Genomic DNA, 20,411 nt, shown 5'->3' on the forward strand with positions numbered 1-20,411 from the left:
AATGAGTGATTCATGGCATGAAAAGGTTAGAAATAGAAACCGTGAGGAAATTATAGAAGCAGGAAAAAAGCTTTTTTTAAAATATAATTTTATTGATGTAAACATTAAAGATGTATGCAGCGAGGCTAATGTAAGCAGAGTTACTTTTTATAAGTATTTTAAATCAATTGATGAGCTAGTTTTTGAAGTTCAAATGAATATTTTAAGAAATATGGTACACTGCATAATGAGCAGCATTAAAAAAGAATCCAATGGAAAAGAAATGATACAGGATATGCTATACGCCTGGATAAATTTCGCTAAGGACTATAAAGCTGAAATGAAATTTATTTTCTTGTTCGACTTTTATTATAGCTCTCATGACTTAAATGAAGAATTAAAATCGAAATATGAAAATTTTATTTTTGAAGATAACAGCAGTAATTTTTTCAATGAGGCAATTAATAAGGGAATTGTTGATAAATCCCTTAAGTCAGATTTAGATCCTATAAAAGTGGGATGTTCTATTTTTCAAATTCTTATGGGAGTGCTTCAAAGAATGACATATACTAATTTACCTGTTAAGCACAATGCTGTAACGGACGAGGATATTGCAAAGTCGGTTGTGGATATGATAATAAATTCTATTAGAAATGTGGATAAGTGAACTAAGTTAGAAAAATTAAGAATTAAAAATGAAGAATTAAGAATTAAGGAGGATTTTCCTCCACTTTGCTCTGGAAAATCTAATAATATAGAAATGAAAGAAGCTATAAGTTTAGAAGTTTTTCGTAGTGGAACGGAGAAAAAGTTACAATTATTCTTAATTTTTAATTTTTCATTCTTAATTTTTAAACGTGGCAAAGCATTAATACTTTTCGGCATACTGTTTTTCATAATCTCTTTTCATATTATACTCAAATTTTTTAAAATAGGATTTTGAAAATTCTTCTGGAGATATTTTAAACCTATTTAAGGCATCGGTATAATACATCATGACATCGCAAAGTTCTTCAACAAAATGAGCGCGCACAGTGGGATTATCCATGATTTCCTTCTCGCCTTTTTTCTTTATTATAGCTATAACTTCGCCTATTTCTTCAATCATATAGAGTATAGAGTCTCTTCCATATTCAGGACTCATAGGAGACCACGTATCTTTGTGCTTTTCCCATAAATCAGTTGATAATTTAAGCATTTCGGACATTTTTAAATCAGTATTCTTCATAGGATAATACACTTCCTTTAGAGTTTAAGATAAATTTATTATAACATTAACAACTAAAAATAAATTTATAATTTTTGTTACATCAAGGTAATGAAATAAGTTAAGATGTACGATATAATTACCATAAATGGGTGAAAATTAATTTGAATAGGGGTACAAGGGGGAATAGAAATATGAAACTTCAAGATTTTTATATTGGAAAGTCATTTGATGCATATGAGTATTTTGGAGCACATAAGGAGAATGGTACATTTACTTTCCGTACTTATGCTCCCAATGCGAAAAAAGTTGCCATAATAGGGGAATTTAATGGCTGGCAAGAACAAGATATGAGCGAAGAGGCCCAAAGCGGAGTCTTTTATATTAATGGAATCAATGCAGATTATGGCATGATGTATAAATACTGCATTTATGGAAGCGATGGCGCACGGCAAGAACACTGCGATCCATATGGGTTTTTAATGGAAAAGGGACAGGGTGGATGTTCTATTACTACAGATTTAAAGTCATATAATTTTCACGACGATTTCTGGATGTGGACACGAAGCGCTGACTATGATAAACCACTTAATATATATGAACTTCATTTAGGATCATGGAGAAAAAAATCAGAGGATGAAGACGGTTGGTATTCATATTCTGAAATTGCAGATTTACTTATAGATTATATTAAAGAAAATGGATACACTCATGTTGAAGTTATGCCTCTGTCAGAACATCCTTTTTATGGATCATGGGGATATCAGAATACTGGCTTTTTTGCTCCAACATCAAGATATGGCACACCAGATCAGCTTAAAGAAATGATAGACAAGTTGCATCAGGCTGGCATTGGAATTATTTTAGATTTTGTACCTGTTCACTTTGCAGTGGATGCATATGGACTCAAAAAATATGATGGAACAGCATTATATGAATATCCTAATGATGATGTAGGGACAAGTGAGTGGGGCAGCTGCAATTTTATGTTTTCAAGAGGAGAAGTTAGATGCTTTGTACAGTCGGCAGCTAATTACTGGCTTAAAGAATTTCATTTTGATGGTCTCAGGATGGATGCAGTAAGTCGTCTTATTTATTGGCAGGGGGACGAAGGAAGAGGAGAAAATGGGCTGTCCATAGATTTTGTTAAAGTGATGAATAAAGGACTTAAAGAGCTTAATCCTAATGCTATGCTGATTGCGGAGGATTCTTCACATTATAAGGGAGTTACCAAGGCAGTAGATGATGGAGGTTTGGGCTTTGATTATAAATGGGATTTGGGCTGGATGCATGATACTTTAGAGTATTTTCAAAGTGCACCAGAATACAGACCAAGAGACTATCATAAGTTAACTTTTTCTATGCTGTATTTTTATAATGAGAGATACATTCTTGCATTTTCGCATGATGAGGTAGTTCACGGTAAGGCAACTATTCTTCAAAAAATGAACGGACAATATGAGGACAAGTTTCCACAAGCGAGAGCAATGTATTTATATATGATAATGCATCCCGGTAAGAAACTCAATTTTATGGGAAATGAGATAGGACAGCTTAGAGAATGGGACGAAAAAAGGGAGCAGGACTGGGATATGATAAAGTACCCTATGCATGATGCTTTCCATAACTATATGGTAAAATTAAATGAAATTTATAAGGAGCATGAAGCTCTTCATGATGACTATAACCTAGACAATTTTAAATGGGCAGACTGCAATAAGAACGATGATTGCATTTATGCCATTAATAGGTATGGGGAAGAGGACACATTACTGGCAATTTTCAATTTTAATGATAAGGATGTACAAAGTTACAGTTTAGCATTAGAGAAGGGAAAGACTGCTGAACTAATTCTTCATAGTAATTGGGAAAAATATAGTGGTACAATTTCGGAAAATGAAGAAGTATATGAAGTTGAAGAAGAGGATGAAAAAACTAAATTAACTGTAGATATTCCTGCGTTCAGCGGTATGCTATTTCAAATAGTGGATACTGATTCTGAAGACGATGAATTAGAAGAAGATGAGATACAAGAGGATGAATTAGAAAGTAAAGAACCGGAAGAAGAAGAGCTAGAAAAAGATGAATTGGAAAAATACAAAGGTAAAACTAATTTTAAAATTTTATAATAAAAATGTATTACCATGGAGGCGAATTAAGTGATTACATCAGTTTCTAAAACTTATCCAGCATATAAAATAGGGATTAGAAGTAGTGAAAATAACGATCAAAAAGTTTCAGGCAGCCAGTGTAATAGTGAAATTAAAGGCAAAGCTGCTGAAAATAATAGAACTAAATGTGATGATACTGATAATTCACTCATTAAATCAGAAAGAGCAGCTGCTGAAGATTTTGCAAAAAAAAATAATATTAAACTTGGTTCTGATGAATATAAAATAAATAATAAAACTAAAAGCAAGATGTACTATAAAGAAGTTTTTAAAGGTATTAAAGATGTTGTAACAGAGTATTTAAAATCAATAGGAAAAGATGATGATTATATACAAAAAAACTTGAAGGAACAGGAAAAAAATCTTTGTTTTGATAAAACTGACGGTACACTCTATAACAAAGAGAATGAGTATTATGATCCAAATACAAAAATAGTATACTCAGATTCAGTAGCTGTTGCATGGCATAAACAGTACGGTACTACTTCCTCTGATAATTATGATGAGTATTTTAATGACTTCGTAAGTAAAATGAAGGGACTGGATAGTAGTACAAAATCAGGAATTAGGGATTCAATAATGGAAGCAATTAATTGTGCAGGTAATGTGAATAATTTAGGAGGCAATAATATTGAGGACTGTTTGTATGATATTAATTATTCACATGCAAACTTGGAATTGAAATATATATCAAAAAACTTAATTCCTAAAAAATATCAAGCTAAGTTTAATTCTATAGCGGATAAATTTACAAATGATTTTACTAATAATTATAATTATATATATAAGAATTTATATACAGCTTTTGCAAATAGCGATTATGAAGATTTAAGGAAAATGGGCAGTGAGAAGCTTACAAAATATAAAAATGGTACTTCAGCTGTTCAGGTTAGTAAGAATACGTATGAGCATATGTATAAAAATATTAATTTAGATACTGACGATTTAGATAAAAAGCTAAATTTAATATACAATACACTTACAGATAGTCATTTAGATGACGATATAATTGGTACTCAGTTTAAAAATATGCCGCAAAATATTCAGTTAGTAAAAGATATTAAAAATAAAGAAATAGATTCATTAAAAAGCAGCTGGAATTCAGTTATTAATTTAGTAGATGAAGTTAAACATTCACATATTAAAACGTCTATTGATGCAGTAGTATAAAATAAAAACGAGGGTTCGTATCCTCGCTTTTTTTATTCTATTATTTATTATTATAATTTCCCTGGCAATTAAATTCAGTGAGATACTTCCAATACCTTTTGGGCATAAGTGTTCTACGGCATTTAGGGTTGTGTCTTCCTTCAATTTCAACAGTTTTGTAATACAATGACCATAGAGCTCTAAAGTGCTTTTCTTCTTCAGTGATTTCTGGGAGCCTCATATTTTCTACGGGTATAATACTTGATTTATATGGTTCGTAGATAAGTGCCATATCGTGGGTTTTGTCGTGTATTAGAAAACGCTCCTCTGGGTATCTTTCTACAAAATGCCTGTTTAAGAGAGGAAGTACATAATTTTTAGGTTCTATTTCTGCAACTAACCCTTCTTTATAATCAGAAAATCTTATAAAGCCCATAAAAAGATGGCTCTCCTGACCTAGGTATTTAACAGCCTTAAATAAAGTGTTTACCACATCATTTGCCAGCATTCCCATGACCTTAGAGCCATATTTGTAACCAAGGCGCATGAAAAGCAATATGTAAAGTTCCTTATCATTAAGACAAGTCAAAAATGCCCTTTGAATAAAGTTTAAAGCATGAGTACCTATTTTAATTGGAATAGAAGTTATAACTCTATTAGATTTATTAACATCAGTTTCTATTTCTTTTGATTTAAAAAGGGTCATTTGAGAACTTTCATTAATAAATATATGCATTGGTATTTCCCTTTTTTCATAACTTTCAAAAACGCAGCACATAAGACCCTCAAAACTTCCATCGTAGTAATAGATTAAATCTGACCTGTTAGGCATTTGTGAATTTCCTCCTTTAGAAGTTTTTTATTATCAAAGAAGGACAGCTGCTCATACTGTGTTTCAATAGGAAATTTATTATTGTACATATAAAGAGCTTTTTCGGATAAAAGTGATCTAAGTACAGAATCCTGTGATATTTTTATGCCATCCATGGCTTTTCCACTGCATGTTATAAAGTACTGTGCTCTTTTTAGTACTACGCCTAATTTTTTTAATCCCATAAAATTCAAGTTTACTGTGCGGCGGGCAATTACAATCCTTTTAGCACTGTGTACACCTATTCCTGGAACTCTAAGCAAAAGCTTATAGGATGCTCTATTTACGTCAACTGGAAAATACTCCATGTGATTAAGAGCCCAGTTACACTTTGGATCTATGTATGGATTAAAACTCTGATGATTACTGTCCAAAAGTTCATTTGCCTTAAAGCCATAAAACCTCAAAAGCCAGTCTGCTTGATATAGTCTATGTTCTCTTAAAAGTGGCGGCTTCGTTTGTACTGCTGGAAGAAGTGGGTTCTCTGCTACAGGCATATAAGCGGAGAAAAATACCCTTTTTAATTTATATGTACTATAAAGACTTTCTGTAAGATTTAAAATTTGAAAGTCTGTGTCAGGTGTAGCGCCTATAATCATCTGTGTACTTTGACCTGCAGGGACAAACTTCGGAGCATGTCTGTACTTTACTATGTCAGTAGTACTTTCATGTATTCTATTTTTAATGTAACCCATTGGTTTTAATATAGAATGCTTTGATTTATTAGGTGCCAGAAGCTTTAAGCTTTTTTGTGAAGGCAGCTCTATATTTACGCTCATTCTATCAACAAGCATACCTAATTTTTCAATTAAAATATCATCTGCACCAGGGATAGCCTTGGCATGTATATAACCATAAAAATTATATTCTTCTCTTAAAATAGTTATGGTTTTAATCATCTGTTCGCAGGTGTAATCTGGATTTTTTAGTATCCCTGAACTTAGAAATAGTCCTTCAATGTAATTTCGCCTGTAAAAGTTCATCGTAAGGTCGGCAAGTTCGCGGGGAGTAAAAGAAGCACGTGGAGTGTCATTTGAAATTCTATTTACACAGTACTGACAGTCATATACACAGGCGTTTGACATAAGTACTTTTAAAAGAGAAATACATCTTCCATCACCAGCAAAACTGTGGCAAATACCGCAGGCTTCAGCACTGCCCATTCCTCCAGCTTTTGATTTTCTATCGACGCCGCTTGAAGTACAGGCAGCATCATATTTAGCTGCATCAGTTAAAATTTGAAGTTTTTCAAATACATCCACTAAAAAGCACCCCCAATTTTTCTTTATTATATCACCAAACATATGTTCGTGTAAAGAGGAGATACATTATTGATAAAGTTAATAAAAATTTTTAGGCTATTATTGACATTTTAAGAGAGTAAAAGTATTATAAAGTCAGGAGAATGATAATCATTATCATAAAATTGCAAAAAAGAAGGAGATGCTGCTATTATGAAATTTAAGACTATAGGAAATTATGAAAAGCCAAAAGTACTTTTAATACATGCAATGTTTGCAGCAGCAGAAAGTTTTTTACCCTTAGTAGAATATTTAAAGGATAAATATTATGTAATAATGCCAACCTTAGATGGTCATAGTAAGGTTGAGAAGGGTGATTTTTTATCGCTTAAAGATGAAGCAGATCAGATCATGGTCTATCTTAAGAAAAATAATATTGATGATTTAGAATTTATACTGGGTACTTCTCTTGGGGCTATTATTGCTTTTGAAGTATATAGAAGAAATGAAATAAATATAAATAGAGTTTTTCTTGATGGGGCACCTCTTTTTAAATTTCCATGCCTTTTAAAGAAAATTTGTGGAAAAAAGTTCTGGAAAATATGTTGTAGAGTAAGACAAAAACCTGAGAAAGCATTGGAAAAAATAGATGAATTATTTCCTGGGATTGGGAAGCTGATGGTGAGTGTTTGCACACAAATGTCAGAGAAAAGCTGTAAAAATTTAAGTGAGGCCTGCTTTAGTTTTGTTATGCCAGAGTTAAATGAAAAGCAGCAGAAAAAAATTGTATTTATGTATGGAACTAAAGAAACTGCACGTCTGTGCATGGGAAGATTAAAAAGGTATAAGTATGCCCGTATTTTGATGAAGGAGAGATATAATCACTGTGGGTACTTGCTAGAAAATCCAAAGGAATATGCAGATATGTTAAGTAAGGGGTGATTATAGCAAGGGCCTAAATAAAATTCAATAAGTCTTGCCATAAATTATAAAAGGCTTAGACTTATGAACTTTATTTAATGCTCTAAAGAATTATTACTTGTCAATATATAAATTATAAAGAGCTTGAGTACCTAGATTTTCTTTTCCATCAGTTATAAGCTTATCATAAAGCTTTTTTGAAAGCTCTAAGGCAGGAGTTTTGAGACCCATTTCATCTGCTTCTTCTAAAGCTATTTTCATATCTTTTACGAAGTGCTTTATATAAAAGCCTGGTTCAAAATCACCTTTAAGTATTCTAGGAGCATAGGCACTTAACTGCCAGCTTGCAGCGCCGCCAGAACCAATTGATTTTAAAACGGTTTCTACATCGAGTCCGGATTTTTTAGCATAGGCAAGGGATTCACATACTCCCATTATGGTAGAGGCTATAGCTATTTGATTGCACATTTTTGTGTGCTGACCGCAGCCTGGGCCACCTTGAAGAACTATATTTTTTCCCATGAGTTCAAATATAGGTTTTAGGTTGTTAAAGGCTTCTTTATCCCCACCTACCATTATAGAAAGAGTTCCATCCGCAGCACCGATGTCGCCGCCAGATACAGGAGCATCCAAAGCAAAAACATTTTTTGCCTTTGCAGCTTCGTATATTTTTTTTGCAAGAGCTGGCTTGGAAGTTGTCATATCAATAGCATAACTTTGAGCTTTAATGTTATTTATAATGCCTTGAGAGCCAAAGTAAACTTCGTGAACATCGCTTGGATAGCCAACCATAGTTATAACAACATCACAGATTCTTGAAAGTTCACCTACGGAATCTACCCATTTAGCGCCTTTGTTTACTAAACCTAAAGCCTTAGACTTAGTTCTGTTATACACGTATAAGTTAAATCCACCTTTTAATAAATTTGCAGCCATGCCTTTTCCCATTACACCAATTCCAATAAAACCTATCTTTGTGTTTGATTGTAGCATAAAGTTTTCACTCTCCTTTTATATAGAATAGTACATGATTTTATTGTTTTCAGTATATAACGTATTTAGAATAAAGAAAAGTATTATGCTTTTATTTAAATAACTGCATAATGCGGCTTGCCATAGTTATGAATAAATTGTTAATGCATAATCATACATTTCTATAAATAAATTTACTTTAGAAAACGTTTATAAAAATCAAATTAATAATATAAACTATCGAAGAATATTAATATCATTACAATTTAACAAATATATTGACAAAATAGCTGAAATAATGTAATTATATTAATGAAACATAAAATTAACTAAAAATTCAGGAATAGTTTATTTTTTAATAATATTATATTAAGGAGAGTGTAGAAATGAGCGGATTATTAATGATTGGAATTGCTATTGTTGTTCTAGTCAGTGCTTATTTGATATATGGAAAATGGCTTGTTAATACATGGGGAATTGATCCCAAGGCTAAAACACCAGCATATACCAAAGAAGATGGTGAAGATTACATACCTGCACCAAAAGCAGTGGTTTTTTCACATCAGTTTTCATCAATAGCAGGTGCGGGTCCAGTAACAGGACCTATTATTGCAGCAATGTTTGGATGGCTGCCGGCATTATTATGGATATTAATTGGAGGAGTTTTTTTTGGAGCAGTTCATGATTTCGGAGCACTTTATGCTTCAGTCAAGAATGAGGGAAAATCTATAGGATGCATAATAGAACAGTATATAGGTAAAACAGGTAAGAAATTATTTCTATTGTTTTCATGGATATTCTCAGCATTAGTTATTGCAGCTTTTGCTGATATAGTTACTAGTACATTTAACGGATTTACGGCTACTGGTGCTAAAAATACACCTAATGCTGCTGCAGCATCGATATCAATGCTATATATTGTAGTTGCAGTATTATTTGGATTATTTGTTCACTATAAAAAGCCAAGTCAACTATTAGAATTTGTTATGGGAGTTATTCTTTTAATATTAATGCTATCAGTTGGTATTTCATTCCCACTATATTTCAGTAAAAGTTTTTGGACTGTTATAGTATTTGCGTACATTTTTATTGCTTCTATAACACCTATGTGGCTTTTAATGCAGCCAAGAGATTATTTGAGCTCTTTCTTACTCATAGGAATGATTATTGGTGCTGTAATTGGAGTAGTTGTAGCTAGGCCATCAATGAACCTTCCTGCATTTACTGGCTTTGTAGTAAATGGAAAGATGCTTTTCCCAACATTATTTGTAACTGTTGCTTGTGGAGCTGTATCTGGTTTTCATAGCTTGGTTTCATCGGGAACATCTTCAAAGCAGGTAAAAAATGAAAAAGATATGCTTGGAATAGGATATGGAGCAATGCTTGTTGAATCTTTACTTGCTGTTATTGCTATAGTTGCTGTAGGTTCACTTGCAGTAGGCGGAAAAATGCCAAAGGGAACCCCGTTTACAATTTTTGCTTCTGCTATAGCTGGATTCCTCGGAGTTTTAGGAATTCCAAAGCATGTTGCTGTATGTATTATGACAATGTTTGTCTCAGCACTTGCATTAACTACACTTGATTCTGTTGCCCGTATTGGTCGTATGTCTTTTCAGGAATTTTTTATAGATGAAGATACAGATAGAAGTCAAATGTCATCTTTTAAGAAACTTATGACTAATAATTATTTTGCTACTATTATTACACTTGCTATTGGACTTGCTCTTTCCTTTGGAGGATACAACAACGTTTGGCCTTTATTTGGATCAGCAAATCAACTTCTTTCAGCACTTGTTTTAATAGCTTTAGCAGTATTTCTTAAAACTACTGGACGTAAGGGCTTCATGCTTTGGGGACCAATGTGCATTATGCTTGTAGTTACTTTTACAGCATTAGCGCAAGCAATCATAGGAATTTTTAAGAAATTATCAGCTGGAAACTTTGTATTTTTAACTGACGGCTTGCAGCTAATATTTGCTATTCTCTTAATGGCACTTGGAATCATGGTAACAGTTTCCTGCTCCAAAAAATTAGTGAGCAGTGAAGATGAAGGCAATGCTCAAAGTGTACAAAATTAGGCTTTAATGTATTAATATATGTGGCTGCATTGAGATGATTTATGGTCTTAATGCAGTCTATTTTTATGAATAAATAATGATGTATTTGTTAAAACTAACAGAACTCCTTTTATCATATAAAGAAATGTAGTATTATGAAGATAAGAATATATTTATATATATTTAAGGGAGGATGAATATGGTACAGTTGGGGAAAGAAGTTACGACATTTCTTCAGGATGATGTTGAGGGAAAGCTAGAAGAAATGCAGGAACTTATAATGAAATACAGTGCAGCTATAAAAGAAGTTAGAACTAAACTTGAAATACTGGATAATGAATTTAAGGTTAAAAGAAAGCGTAACCCCATAGAATATATGAAATCTAGAGTTAAAGATCCTAGAAGTATAATAGATAAGCTTGAGAGAAAAGGGTTTGAAGTGAACTTTAAATCAGCTCAAGAAAATTTAAATGATATAGCAGGGATAAGGGTTGTATGTTCTTTTGTGGGTGATATATATGAAATTGCAGATATGCTTAAAAAGCAAGATGATATAAAACTTGTAATTGAAAAGGATTATATAAAGCATCCAAAAGCTAATGGATATAGAAGTCTTCATATGATTTTAGAGATACCTATATTCTTTTCTGATCATACGGAGCCTGTGAGAGTAGAAGTTCAAATTAGAACTATAGCTATGGATTTTTGGGCGAGCTTAGAACATAAATTGTATTATAAAACTATTGATAGGGATGTAGGAACTATTAGGAAGGATTTAAAAGAGTGTGCAGATGTAATATCAGAGACTGATATTAAAATGCAGAACATACAGAAACAGGTAGAAAATTTAGATTGAAAAATGCTTTGATTTCATTTAAACTGATATATAGATAAAAATGAATTTAAATTGTAGAGGGTTTGATGCTCTCTACAATTTTCGGTTAATATAGTAATTTACTAATGAAAAGTAGGAGGGCAAAGTGAGTATTTTAAATGTAAAAAATGTAAATCATGGTTTTGGAGATAGAGCTATATTTGAGGATGTATCCTTCAGACTTTTGAAGGGGGAGCATGTAGGTCTTATAGGTGCTAACGGAGAAGGTAAGTCTACTTTTATGAGCATAATAACAGGAAAACTTATGCCAGATGAAGGAACTGTAGAATGGTCAAACAACGTAAGAGTAGGTTATATGGATCAGCATGCAAGTCTTAAGGCTGGAAGCAGTATAAGGGATGTTTTAAGAGATGCATTTAAATATCTCTTTGATATGGAAGCAAAGATGATGAAAATAACTGAAAAGATGGCAGATGCTTCTGAAGATGAGCTTCAAAAGTTGCTTGATGAAATGGGAACGATACAGGATACTTTAGATAATAACGATTTTTATGTTATTGATGTAAAAGTAGAGGAAGTTGCAAAGGGACTTGGACTTATTGATGTAGGACTTGATAAGGATGTAGCTGATTTAAGTGGTGGTCAGAGGACTAAGGTACTTCTTGCAAAACTTTTACTTGAAAAACCAGATATACTTTTACTGGATGAGCCTACTAACTATCTTGATGAAATTCACATTGAATGGCTGAAAAGGTATCTAAATGATTTTGAAAATGCTTTTATTTTAATATCTCATGATATACCTTTCTTAAATTCAGTTATAAATATAATATACCATATTGATAACAGAAAGCTTACTAGATATGTTGGGGATTATGACAACTTTAAGAGAGTTTATGAAGCAAATAAGAAGCAGGTTGAAGCAGCATATGAAAGACAGCAGCAGGAAATTGCAAAACTAAAGGATTTTGTTGCTAGAAATAAGGCAAGAGTTGCAACTACAGGAATGGCAAAGTCAAGACAGAAACAGCTAGACAAAATGGAGATAATAGAAAAATCACAGGAAAAGCCAAAGCCTGAGTTTAATTTTAAGAGTGCTAGAACCTCTGGAAAATTAATTTTTAAAACTAGAGACTTAGTTGTTGGATATGACAGCCCTCTTTCAAAATCTTTAAATCTTACAATGGAAAGAGGACAAAAGATAGCTTTAGTTGGTGCTAATGGTCTCGGTAAGACTACTCTTTTAAAAAGCCTTTTAGGTAAGATTAAGCCTATTTTTGGTGATGTAGAGCTTGGAGATTATCAGCATATAGGTTATTTTGAGCAGGAAATAAAAGAAGCAAATTATAAGACTTGTATAGAGGAAATCTGGGAGGAGTTCCCGGGATATACTCAATATGAGGTTAGATCAGCTCTTGCAAAATGCGGTCTTACTACAAAACACATAGAGAGCAAGGTAGCAGTTCTAAGTGGAGGTGAGCAGGCTAAGGTAAGATTATGCAAGCTTATAAACAATGAGACAAACATACTTATCCTAGATGAGCCTACTAATCACTTAGATGTTGACGCTAAGGATGAACTGAAAAGGGCATTACAGGAATACAAGGGAAGTATACTTCTTGTATGCCATGAGCCTGAATTTTATAAGGATGTTGTTACAGATGTGTGGAACTGCGAAGAGTGGACAACGAAAATAGTTTAATAAGCAAAGATAAATGGGAGCTATGCAGGATAAAGATACTGCATAGCTCTTTTACTAACAAAGATAATGCATTATATAAACTTTTAAGTTTTTTGAGTAACTGATGTATTAAATATTGTAGTGTTTCTAAACCATAATAAGTTAATTATTAAAAGTAGAACACTTCCAACTAAAACTTGCAAAGGGTATGCCCACAAGCTTCGAGCAGGTATTATTGATGGCAATAAGGAAAGAGCGGCTGCGGGTGGTAATGAAAATTGTAGAAGGTGAAAAATAAGTAAAACACAACTTACGGATAAACAAGCTGAAATCCAAATAGGTAAATGTAATAAGTAGAACATCAAATATAACCACACTACACCTAAGAAGGCTGATAACGCTGGCAATATAAATGTCAGAAATCTGTTCCTTCTTAGTTTGCTTTTAGGCTTACATAGTTCAACAAAAACTACTATTAAGGGTGGAGCAATAATGTAATTGCAATTAAAATACAAAGCTATTATTAGAACTAATAAAACACTTATTAATAATTTAGCCCAATGTACTAATTCTTTGCTATTTAGCTGTACTTTTATTTGTTTATTCATGTTTTTATTTAACGTTGAATTTTTAGTCTTTTTAGAGTAAAAGCTTATTATTAGTTTATTACCCAAAGCAATTATTCCAGTAAGTATACATACAGATAAGGGATAATACCAGCTTTCACTATGTAATAGAATTGGAAGAATTGATGCTGATAAAGCAGGGTATACTTCCGAACCAATAATTTTCAATTGTAAAAATACAAGTATAAAAGCAACTGCAACCATTAGAATAGTTGATGATGGCAAGAATCTATTTATTAACATTCCCGTTAAAGCACCAATAGTTGGAGAAATCCAAAAGTGAAAACTTTTATTTTCGGAAGTTTGTTCTGTCAAAATCCAAGCGCTAATAACAAGAGCGGAAACTTCTGGGAAGATAATTTCCTTTTCACATGCATATGCTGAAACCATACACATAATAATTATCAATAATATAGCTAAAGGTATAAATTTCTTTTTCATGCTAAACCTCCTATGATGCATTAAATGTAGTCCTTTATAGATATAAAAAAAGTAATTTTAGTAAGTAATTTAGTGAAATCCACATAAAGTGATTTACTTAAATAAGATATAGATATTATTTTGTGTTGTCAAGGAAAGCAATTGGTTCACTTGAAAATGGAAGATATAACCCGTCGATAATACTTGCGTTTAAAATATCTAAACTATTTGGTGTCAGTATTGAAGAGATATTTATTTTTAGCAAGTTTCACAAAGAAATGTGAAAATTAATATGATGAATAGGAAGAATACAGGATACTTTGAATAATAATGACTTTTATATTATTGATGTAGGACTTGATAAGGATGTGGCTGATTTAAGTGGTGGTCAGAGGATTAAGGTACTTCTTGCAAAACTTTTACTTGAAAAATCAGATATACTTTTACTGGATGAGCCTACTAATCACTTAGATGTTGATGCTAAGGATGAACTGAAATGGGCATTACAGGCATACAAGGGAAGTATACTTTTTGTATGCCATGAGCCTGAATTTTATAAAGATGTTGTTACAGATGTGTGGAACTGCGAAGAGTGGACGACGAAGATAGTGTAATTAATATTAGAAAAGAGAAGTCTTAAGAGAACAGAGTCTTAGGCTTCACTTTTTTTATGGTAATAAAGATATAGTTAAATGGCAGAATTTATGGAATTTATTAACGATTTATGATACTATTACTATGTAATAAAAGAGAGGTGCTTTATGGAAAATATAAATTTTATTCTCTGCATTATATATTTACTTTTGGCAGTCTTGAATATTATTGGAGTAATTACTATTACAGATAGTGCTATATTTGGCATGACTGTTGGAGCATTATTCTTATGTATTGCACCACTATTTAATAAAAAAATATTTAGGATTCTATTCTATATTATGGCAGCAGGATTTATTGTTGGATTTCAGTTAATAAATGAGGCAAATAAAATTGTTAAAAATATTGATAATAATACGTGGTTATTGCTATCTCTATCTGTTACATTTTTATCAAATTTTTTAAGTACTATAAAGTCAAGAAAGTTTCAATTGAAAAGTAAGAGTAGTGAAATAAAAAAAAGAAAGGATGATATTCAGACACTAAAGAATGAGATTAATAAGTATAAGAACTAATAGAGGTGATGTTATGGACAGTAAGATAAAAAGAATAGAAATGCAATTAAAAAGTAATAAAAAGAAACCATTATCAGGATGGCAACTACAGGAATTTATAAATAATATTAATAAGGGATATAGTAAACTGGATTTAATCAATGAAATATCTAGACTACTTAATTTGGGCGAAAGACCAGAAAATATAATTATTATAAATAAATCCTATGAAATAAATAATGCTTATAGTTATTTAAAAAAATCAAATCAAATAGATTTAAACAAAGAAAGTATGGTTGAGAAGTTTTATAATTTAGGACGCCCTATTTCTATGTATCCAAATGAATTTATGAAAAAAATTGAGATGATTTTTAACTTGTATGAAAAATTATTTTCTTTGTTTAGAGCTAATAAGATACATACAGTTCCTAAAAATAGGCTTAAAACATATATAAATTTGGAATTTGATGAAGCAATTAGTGTGTTACAGGAAGATAGCTATCAAATACTTGATGCTATAAAAAATATTGATAAAAATAAGGTTAAAAGTTTAAAAAAGCATATTTGTGAGCATGCAAAAGAATCAATAGAAAGTTACAGAAAGTTTAAAAAAGCAATTATCAATATAAAAGAGTTCAATGGATTAATTGGAAAAGAATTCAAACAACTTAATGATGAAGAAAAAAAATTATTTATTTATATGGATAAAAATTATTACAATAAGTTTTTCAAAGAATTCAAAAGGGTAGACAGGCCTATAATATTGAAATATGATGAAAAAACTAACAAATTAAGTATAATAAAAAAAGAATATATGCTAAATGAAGTGGAAAGTGAAAATTTTTTAGATTATAAAGATTATTCACACAACAGTCCATTTGTTATAACTATAATTGCAGGAATTGCTATAGTATCAATAGCAGCACTATTGTATGAAGGTGTGAAGCAAGAAATGTTAAATGATAAAAAGGAAAAGGAACTTGAATCGGAGGAAGAAGAAATTGATAATGACATAAGAGATACTGTAATTGCTTTATCACAATCAGAAGATCTGAATCAAGCAAACCAAGTACAGAACAAGTTTTTGAAAAATAAACTTATTGATGTTAATGAGAAGGTAAATAAGCAGACTAAGGCAACTTTAAGTCAAAATGGAGTTATGAATAATGGTGTGGTAATTAAACTTGAAAAAGATAGAACGAATTGTGGCAATAATGATAATCCAGAGATAAAATAGAAAAGTAAATTAACGCTTAATATTTACAGTCTATAATAATTATTAAGATACTATTTTTGTTTATTCAATTACGTATATTTATTATCCAATTACAAGTAATTGAATTCTGTAGTACTATATCAAAAAAGTACAAACTAAAATAATAAAATTGAATGTGTTAAATTTTTTTGTAAATTGATTTCCACGGTAATGTTTTTAAACAGTATTGTAATAAAACGACTGTTTGTTATATTCTTAAATATGCATCTTACAACAGTTTCTTACAGGTAAACGCTATTTCTTTGATAGCCTTAAAAGTATCAAAATGAAAAGCTTTTAATATTGATGTATCATTGGGGAATATACTTCTTTTCCATCTTAATAGTGGTTTTATCTTATAAATATCTTTTTGCTATAATAAAAGGCTCCCTATGATTTTTCACCATAGGAAGCTTGATTAATTTTTTGTGTTATCATAAAATTAAATACTACATATTCCACAATTCATATTCGCTAATATCAATATCATCATTCCAGCTAATTCCATAACCACCTGCATCAATTTTTGCCTGGTCAAATAATAATTTGTTTTTCAGGTCACTATAAAAATCTTCTTTAAGTTTTCCTTTAAAATCAATGTGTTTAATTACACCATTATCAAATAAAACATTAATACTATACTCTTTAGAATTAACATTAATACTTTTTATTTTAGGAGTATTCATTATTTTAAACCCTCCAATTTTCTAAATAATTTGTTGCTTCACTTAAAATATATCTATATTATATACTACTAAATAATCAGTATGAATATTTTTATACTGAATTTTGATTTTTGAACTACTTTAAATTATTTTTCCAATAGGATATATTAAATATATAGCAATTTGAAAATTGAGGAGGATATGATTTTATGAATCCATTCGTGAAAGAAATAATTGATAAATTGAATAATGAAAAAGACAGCGAGACTTTGGCAGAAGTTTTAGGCTTTTATGAATATATAAAGCAGAAAAAAGAAAAAGAGTTAAAAAGGAAATGGTCACAAATAGAAGAAGATGAACCAACAGAAGATGAAATTAAATTATATAAAGAATATAAAAATAATAAAGAAGAAAGTATTCCTTTAGATAGCGTTGAAAAGGAATAATACTTACGAAATATAATCAAATCTTTAGTAAATTTATGTTTAATTTCAATGGAAAGCAAACTTGACATTATAATCACAGAATGCTACATTTAAATGGAAAGTAAGCTTTACATAAAATGATTGGGGGAAAATTATATTGAAAAATAACCTCGAAAAAATCAGGAAGCAGCAAGACATGACACAGGAAGAACTTGCAGAAAAGCTTCAGGTGTCAAGGCAAACAATAGGTTCACTTGAAAATGGAAGATATAATCCGTCTATAATACTTGCGTTTAAAATATCTAAACTATTTGGTGTCAGTATTGAAGAGATATTTATTTATGAGGAGGGGAATGAAAAATGAAACCTTTTAATTATGTATTTATTGCAGTGGTAGGTATACTATTTATTACCTCAGCAGTTGCTGTGTTCTTCGTAGGAGGGTATACACCTCAAATTATATCAATTATTGTTGCAACAATAGCGGTTTCTATGATTATAAATAGCATACGAAGTAAGGTATTTGTTAAGAAAGAAGAAAAGGATGAGCGAAACATTGCTATTGATGATAGAGCTAAAGCAAAAGCATTTGATGTTACGGGGATAGTGTTTGGAATTCTAATAATCATTTATACTTTTATGAAATATAATTTACTTATGGTTTTACTTGCGTGTGCAGCATACTTATTTATTTTTATAACGTATATGTTTTATTTTGGTAAGTTTCACAAAGAGATGTGAAAACGCCTTTATTTTAATATCACATACCTTACTGGCAGGTTCCAGAGAGAACGCACAGATAACTGTGTACACAGAAGGATAAAAGCCTGGGAGATATTTTTTAATATTTCTTTTGGCTTTTTATTTTTGTCCATTTTAAAATTACGCCAAGAAATACATGGAGTTTGTAGATTAGATAAGGCACAATTGTTACTAAGTGCTTAATAAATAGAATAATTATGTTTAATTTTGTAAAACATAGATATCTAGATATTATTATAAAATCACAATACCTATATAATTTAAATAGTCATTGCAGAGTTTTGAATATGTTGAATAGTAATTTAAAGTTGTAATATCTAATTTATAAGGGAGCGAGGTTATGTTATTAATTAAGAATGGAAAAGTATTAACAATGGCAGGTACAAATTATGAAAATGGAAGTGTATTAATAGACGGTAAAAAAATTGTAGGTGTAGGGGAAGATATCGATGTAAACAATAAAGAGATTACTAAAGTCATTGATGCTAAAAACTGCTGGGTTATGCCAGGAATTATAGAGGCTCATTGCCATGTAGGGATTCAAGAAGAAGGAAAGGGTTTTGAAGGAAATGACTGTAATGAGATGACTAATCCAGTGACACCCTACCTTAGAGGCTTGGATGGAATTAATCCTATGGATTCTGCTTTCCGTAATGCATTAAGTGCAGGCATAACTGGTATAATGGTTGGGCCGGGAAGTTCAAATGTAGTAGGTGGCCAATGGGTATTTATGAAAACCTATGGTAGATGTATAGATAAAATGATTGTTCTACAACCTGCAGCTATGAAAATCGCCTTTGGGGAAAATCCAAAAGCAAATTATGATAAAAAAAGTATGATGCCTTCAACACGTATAGCTATGGTAGCACTTTTGAGAGAAGAACTATTTGGGGCACAACAGTATTATCAAAATAAGAAGAATGCTGAAAAGTCAGGTAATAGCTTCGATCTTGATTTTAGAAAAGAGTGCTGGATACCTGTGTTTGATAAGAAAATACCATTGAAAGCGCATGTACATAGAGCCGATGACATTCTAACTGCAATTCGTATAGCCAAGGAGTTCGATTTAAAGTTAACACTTGATCATTGTACAGAAGGGCACCTAGTTGCAAAGGAAATAAAAGAATCAGGATTTCCTGCTATAATTGGACCTACGCTAACTTCAAGGAATAAGATAGAAACGCAATATGCTGATTTTAAAACAGCAGGTATACTTCACAGGGAAGGTATAAAAGTAGCTATAACTACTGATCACCCGGTTACAAGAATACAGGATCTCTTAATCTGTGCCGGACTTGCAGCTAAAGAAGGCTTAGGTATAGAGGAAGGGCTAAAGGCAATAACAATAAATGCAGCCGAAATATGCAATGTGTCAAATAGATTAGGAAGTATTGAAGTAGGAAAAGATGCTGATATTGCAATATTTGATGGTAATCCAATGGAAATTTTCACAAGAACTATGTACACTATAATTGACGGGCAAATCGTTTATAATTTCATAAGTAGGGAGTCCTAGATAAATTTTTAAGTAAATAAAAGTGATAACAATATCAGTTAAATGATGTTGCTATCACTTTTATTCATCTTATGGGACAAATTTAATTTATTACTATAAAATGCTTACGAATTAAACTAGTTATTGTCATTATTATTCTTATTGTTATTTTTGTTGTTATTGTTGTTATTGTTGTTATTGTTCTTATTGTTATTCTTATTGTTATTGTTGTTGCTTTGGTTATTGTTGTTATTATTGTTATTTTTCATGATATCACCTCCTACGATAAATAGAATTAGCAAAATTATATTATATTATACATACTTTTTTATATTAATTAATTTTTTATGAATTACACTCAAGAAATTTTATACAGGTGTCAACAAATATTATTGCTGACTTTTACTATTATTTTCATAGTATCAAAACTACCATATTGAAAAAAATAGTAAAGTGAAAATATTATAAGTTTTTACTTTAGGAGGGATAAAAATTATGGGAGAAAAAAATGATCCTTCTGTATCAAATCAG

The 20,411-nt window shown here is 31.0% G+C and carries 20 protein-coding genes and 1 pseudogene; 15 read left to right on the forward strand and 6 right to left on the reverse strand.

Features of this window, described 5'->3' with window-relative positions:
• The first annotated feature begins 1 nt into the window (after nt 1).
• Nucleotides 2-646, forward strand: coding sequence for a TetR/AcrR family transcriptional regulator (locus tag BEE63_RS11575; protein ID WP_066021538.1), 645 nt, complete (start codon nt 2-4; stop codon nt 644-646).
• A 201-nt stretch (nt 647-847) separates the two neighbouring features.
• On the opposite strand, the gene BEE63_RS11580 is transcribed toward BEE63_RS11575, so the two are convergent.
• Complete coding sequence (locus BEE63_RS11580; protein ID WP_066021539.1) at nt 848-1,207, reverse strand: MazG nucleotide pyrophosphohydrolase domain-containing protein; 360 nt, start codon at nt 1,205-1,207, stop codon at nt 848-850.
• Nucleotides 1,208-1,380: 173 nt separating this feature from the next.
• Between BEE63_RS11580 and glgB the strand changes: the two genes are divergently transcribed.
• Nucleotides 1,381-3,315 (forward strand): 1,4-alpha-glucan branching protein GlgB, encoded by a 1,935-nt coding sequence (gene glgB / locus BEE63_RS11585; protein ID WP_081312526.1) that lies wholly within the window; start codon nt 1,381-1,383, stop codon nt 3,313-3,315.
• Between the two features lie 30 nt (nt 3,316-3,345).
• Complete coding sequence (locus BEE63_RS11590) at nt 3,346-4,527, forward strand: hypothetical protein (RefSeq protein WP_066021540.1); 1,182 nt, start codon at nt 3,346-3,348, stop codon at nt 4,525-4,527.
• Nucleotides 4,528-4,567: 40 nt separating this feature from the next.
• On the opposite strand, the gene BEE63_RS11595 is transcribed toward BEE63_RS11590, so the two are convergent.
• Both BEE63_RS11595 and BEE63_RS11600 read right to left on the reverse strand, forming a co-directional pair.
• A complete protein-coding gene (locus tag BEE63_RS11595) occupies nt 4,568-5,338 on the reverse strand; it encodes a TIGR03915 family putative DNA repair protein (RefSeq protein WP_066021541.1) in 771 nt (256 codons plus the stop codon).
• Complete coding sequence (locus tag BEE63_RS11600; RefSeq protein WP_066021542.1) at nt 5,317-6,639, reverse strand: putative DNA modification/repair radical SAM protein; 1,323 nt, start codon at nt 6,637-6,639, stop codon at nt 5,317-5,319. The genes BEE63_RS11595 and BEE63_RS11600 overlap by 22 nt, the downstream gene beginning before the upstream one ends.
• 192 nt (nt 6,640-6,831) lie before the next feature.
• Here BEE63_RS11600 and BEE63_RS11605 point away from each other — a divergent pair, with 192 nt between their 5' ends.
• The gene (locus tag BEE63_RS11605) at nt 6,832-7,560 is read left to right on the forward strand and encodes an alpha/beta fold hydrolase (RefSeq protein ID WP_066021543.1); all 729 of its coding nucleotides are present in this window, start codon (nt 6,832-6,834) and stop codon (nt 7,558-7,560) included.
• Between the two features lie 93 nt (nt 7,561-7,653).
• On the opposite strand, the gene BEE63_RS11610 is transcribed toward BEE63_RS11605, so the two are convergent.
• Nucleotides 7,654-8,532, reverse strand: coding sequence for an NAD(P)-dependent oxidoreductase (locus BEE63_RS11610; RefSeq protein WP_066021544.1), 879 nt, complete (start codon nt 8,530-8,532; stop codon nt 7,654-7,656).
• 365 nt (nt 8,533-8,897) lie between these two features.
• On the opposite strand from BEE63_RS11610, the gene BEE63_RS11615 reads away from it, so the two are divergent.
• From BEE63_RS11615 to BEE63_RS11625, 3 genes are all read left to right on the forward strand, one after another.
• Nucleotides 8,898-10,589 carry a carbon starvation CstA family protein gene (locus BEE63_RS11615; RefSeq protein ID WP_066021545.1) on the forward strand — a complete coding sequence of 564 codons (1,692 nt, stop codon included), beginning with the start codon at nt 8,898-8,900 and terminating at the stop codon, nt 10,587-10,589.
• Nucleotides 10,590-10,767: 178 nt separating this feature from the next.
• Entirely contained in the window at nt 10,768-11,424 is a 657-nt protein-coding gene (locus BEE63_RS11620) for a GTP pyrophosphokinase (RefSeq protein WP_081312527.1), read from the forward strand.
• A gap of 124 nt (nt 11,425-11,548) precedes the next feature.
• Nucleotides 11,549-13,105 carry an ABC-F family ATP-binding cassette domain-containing protein gene (locus BEE63_RS11625; RefSeq protein WP_066021547.1) on the forward strand — a complete coding sequence of 519 codons (1,557 nt, stop codon included), beginning with the start codon at nt 11,549-11,551 and terminating at the stop codon, nt 13,103-13,105.
• 83 nt (nt 13,106-13,188) lie between these two features.
• On the opposite strand, the gene BEE63_RS11630 is transcribed toward BEE63_RS11625, so the two are convergent.
• The gene (locus tag BEE63_RS11630) at nt 13,189-14,151 is read right to left on the reverse strand and encodes an HPP family protein (RefSeq protein ID WP_066021548.1); all 963 of its coding nucleotides are present in this window, start codon (nt 14,149-14,151) and stop codon (nt 13,189-13,191) included.
• A 125-nt stretch (nt 14,152-14,276) separates the two neighbouring features.
• Between BEE63_RS11630 and BEE63_RS21245 the strand changes: the two are divergent.
• The 4 genes and pseudogenes from BEE63_RS21245 to BEE63_RS11645 all read left to right on the forward strand — a co-directional run.
• A pseudogene (locus BEE63_RS21245) lies at nt 14,277-14,414 on the forward strand (helix-turn-helix transcriptional regulator); the annotation flags it as partial.
• 15 nt (nt 14,415-14,429) lie between these two features.
• On the forward strand, nt 14,430-14,744 hold the full coding sequence (locus BEE63_RS11635; protein WP_081312530.1) for an ATP-binding cassette domain-containing protein: 315 nt from the start codon (nt 14,430-14,432) through the stop codon (nt 14,742-14,744).
• Nucleotides 14,745-14,891: 147 nt separating this feature from the next.
• The gene (locus tag BEE63_RS11640) at nt 14,892-15,299 is read left to right on the forward strand and encodes a hypothetical protein (protein WP_066021550.1); all 408 of its coding nucleotides are present in this window, start codon (nt 14,892-14,894) and stop codon (nt 15,297-15,299) included.
• A gap of 13 nt (nt 15,300-15,312) precedes the next feature.
• Nucleotides 15,313-16,515 carry a hypothetical protein gene (locus BEE63_RS11645; RefSeq protein ID WP_139111563.1) on the forward strand — a complete coding sequence of 401 codons (1,203 nt, stop codon included), beginning with the start codon at nt 15,313-15,315 and terminating at the stop codon, nt 16,513-16,515.
• Nucleotides 16,516-16,982: 467 nt separating this feature from the next.
• Here the strand turns inward: BEE63_RS11645 and BEE63_RS11650 are convergent, their stop codons facing one another.
• Nucleotides 16,983-17,219 carry a DUF2442 domain-containing protein gene (locus BEE63_RS11650; protein WP_066021552.1) on the reverse strand — a complete coding sequence of 79 codons (237 nt, stop codon included), beginning with the start codon at nt 17,217-17,219 and terminating at the stop codon, nt 16,983-16,985.
• 188 nt (nt 17,220-17,407) lie between these two features.
• Here BEE63_RS11650 and BEE63_RS11655 point away from each other — a divergent pair, with 188 nt between their 5' ends.
• From BEE63_RS11655 to BEE63_RS11670, 4 genes are all read left to right on the forward strand, one after another.
• Entirely contained in the window at nt 17,408-17,644 is a 237-nt protein-coding gene (locus tag BEE63_RS11655) for a hypothetical protein (RefSeq protein ID WP_066021553.1), read from the forward strand.
• 136 nt (nt 17,645-17,780) lie between these two features.
• Nucleotides 17,781-17,987: a helix-turn-helix transcriptional regulator gene (locus BEE63_RS11660; protein ID WP_066021554.1), complete on the forward strand. Its 207-nt coding sequence runs from the start codon at nt 17,781-17,783 to the stop codon at nt 17,985-17,987.
• Nucleotides 17,984-18,364, forward strand: coding sequence for a hypothetical protein (locus BEE63_RS11665; protein ID WP_242874793.1), 381 nt, complete (start codon nt 17,984-17,986; stop codon nt 18,362-18,364). The genes BEE63_RS11660 and BEE63_RS11665 overlap by 4 nt, the downstream gene beginning before the upstream one ends.
• Before the next feature lie 361 nt (nt 18,365-18,725).
• Nucleotides 18,726-19,901, forward strand: coding sequence for an amidohydrolase (locus BEE63_RS11670; RefSeq protein ID WP_066021555.1), 1,176 nt, complete (start codon nt 18,726-18,728; stop codon nt 19,899-19,901).
• Nucleotides 19,902-20,411: the final 510 nt, after the last annotated feature.

This window comes from Clostridium pasteurianum, assembly GCF_001705235.1.
GTDB classification, from domain to species: domain Bacteria; phylum Bacillota; class Clostridia; order Clostridiales; family Clostridiaceae; genus Clostridium_S; species Clostridium_S pasteurianum_A.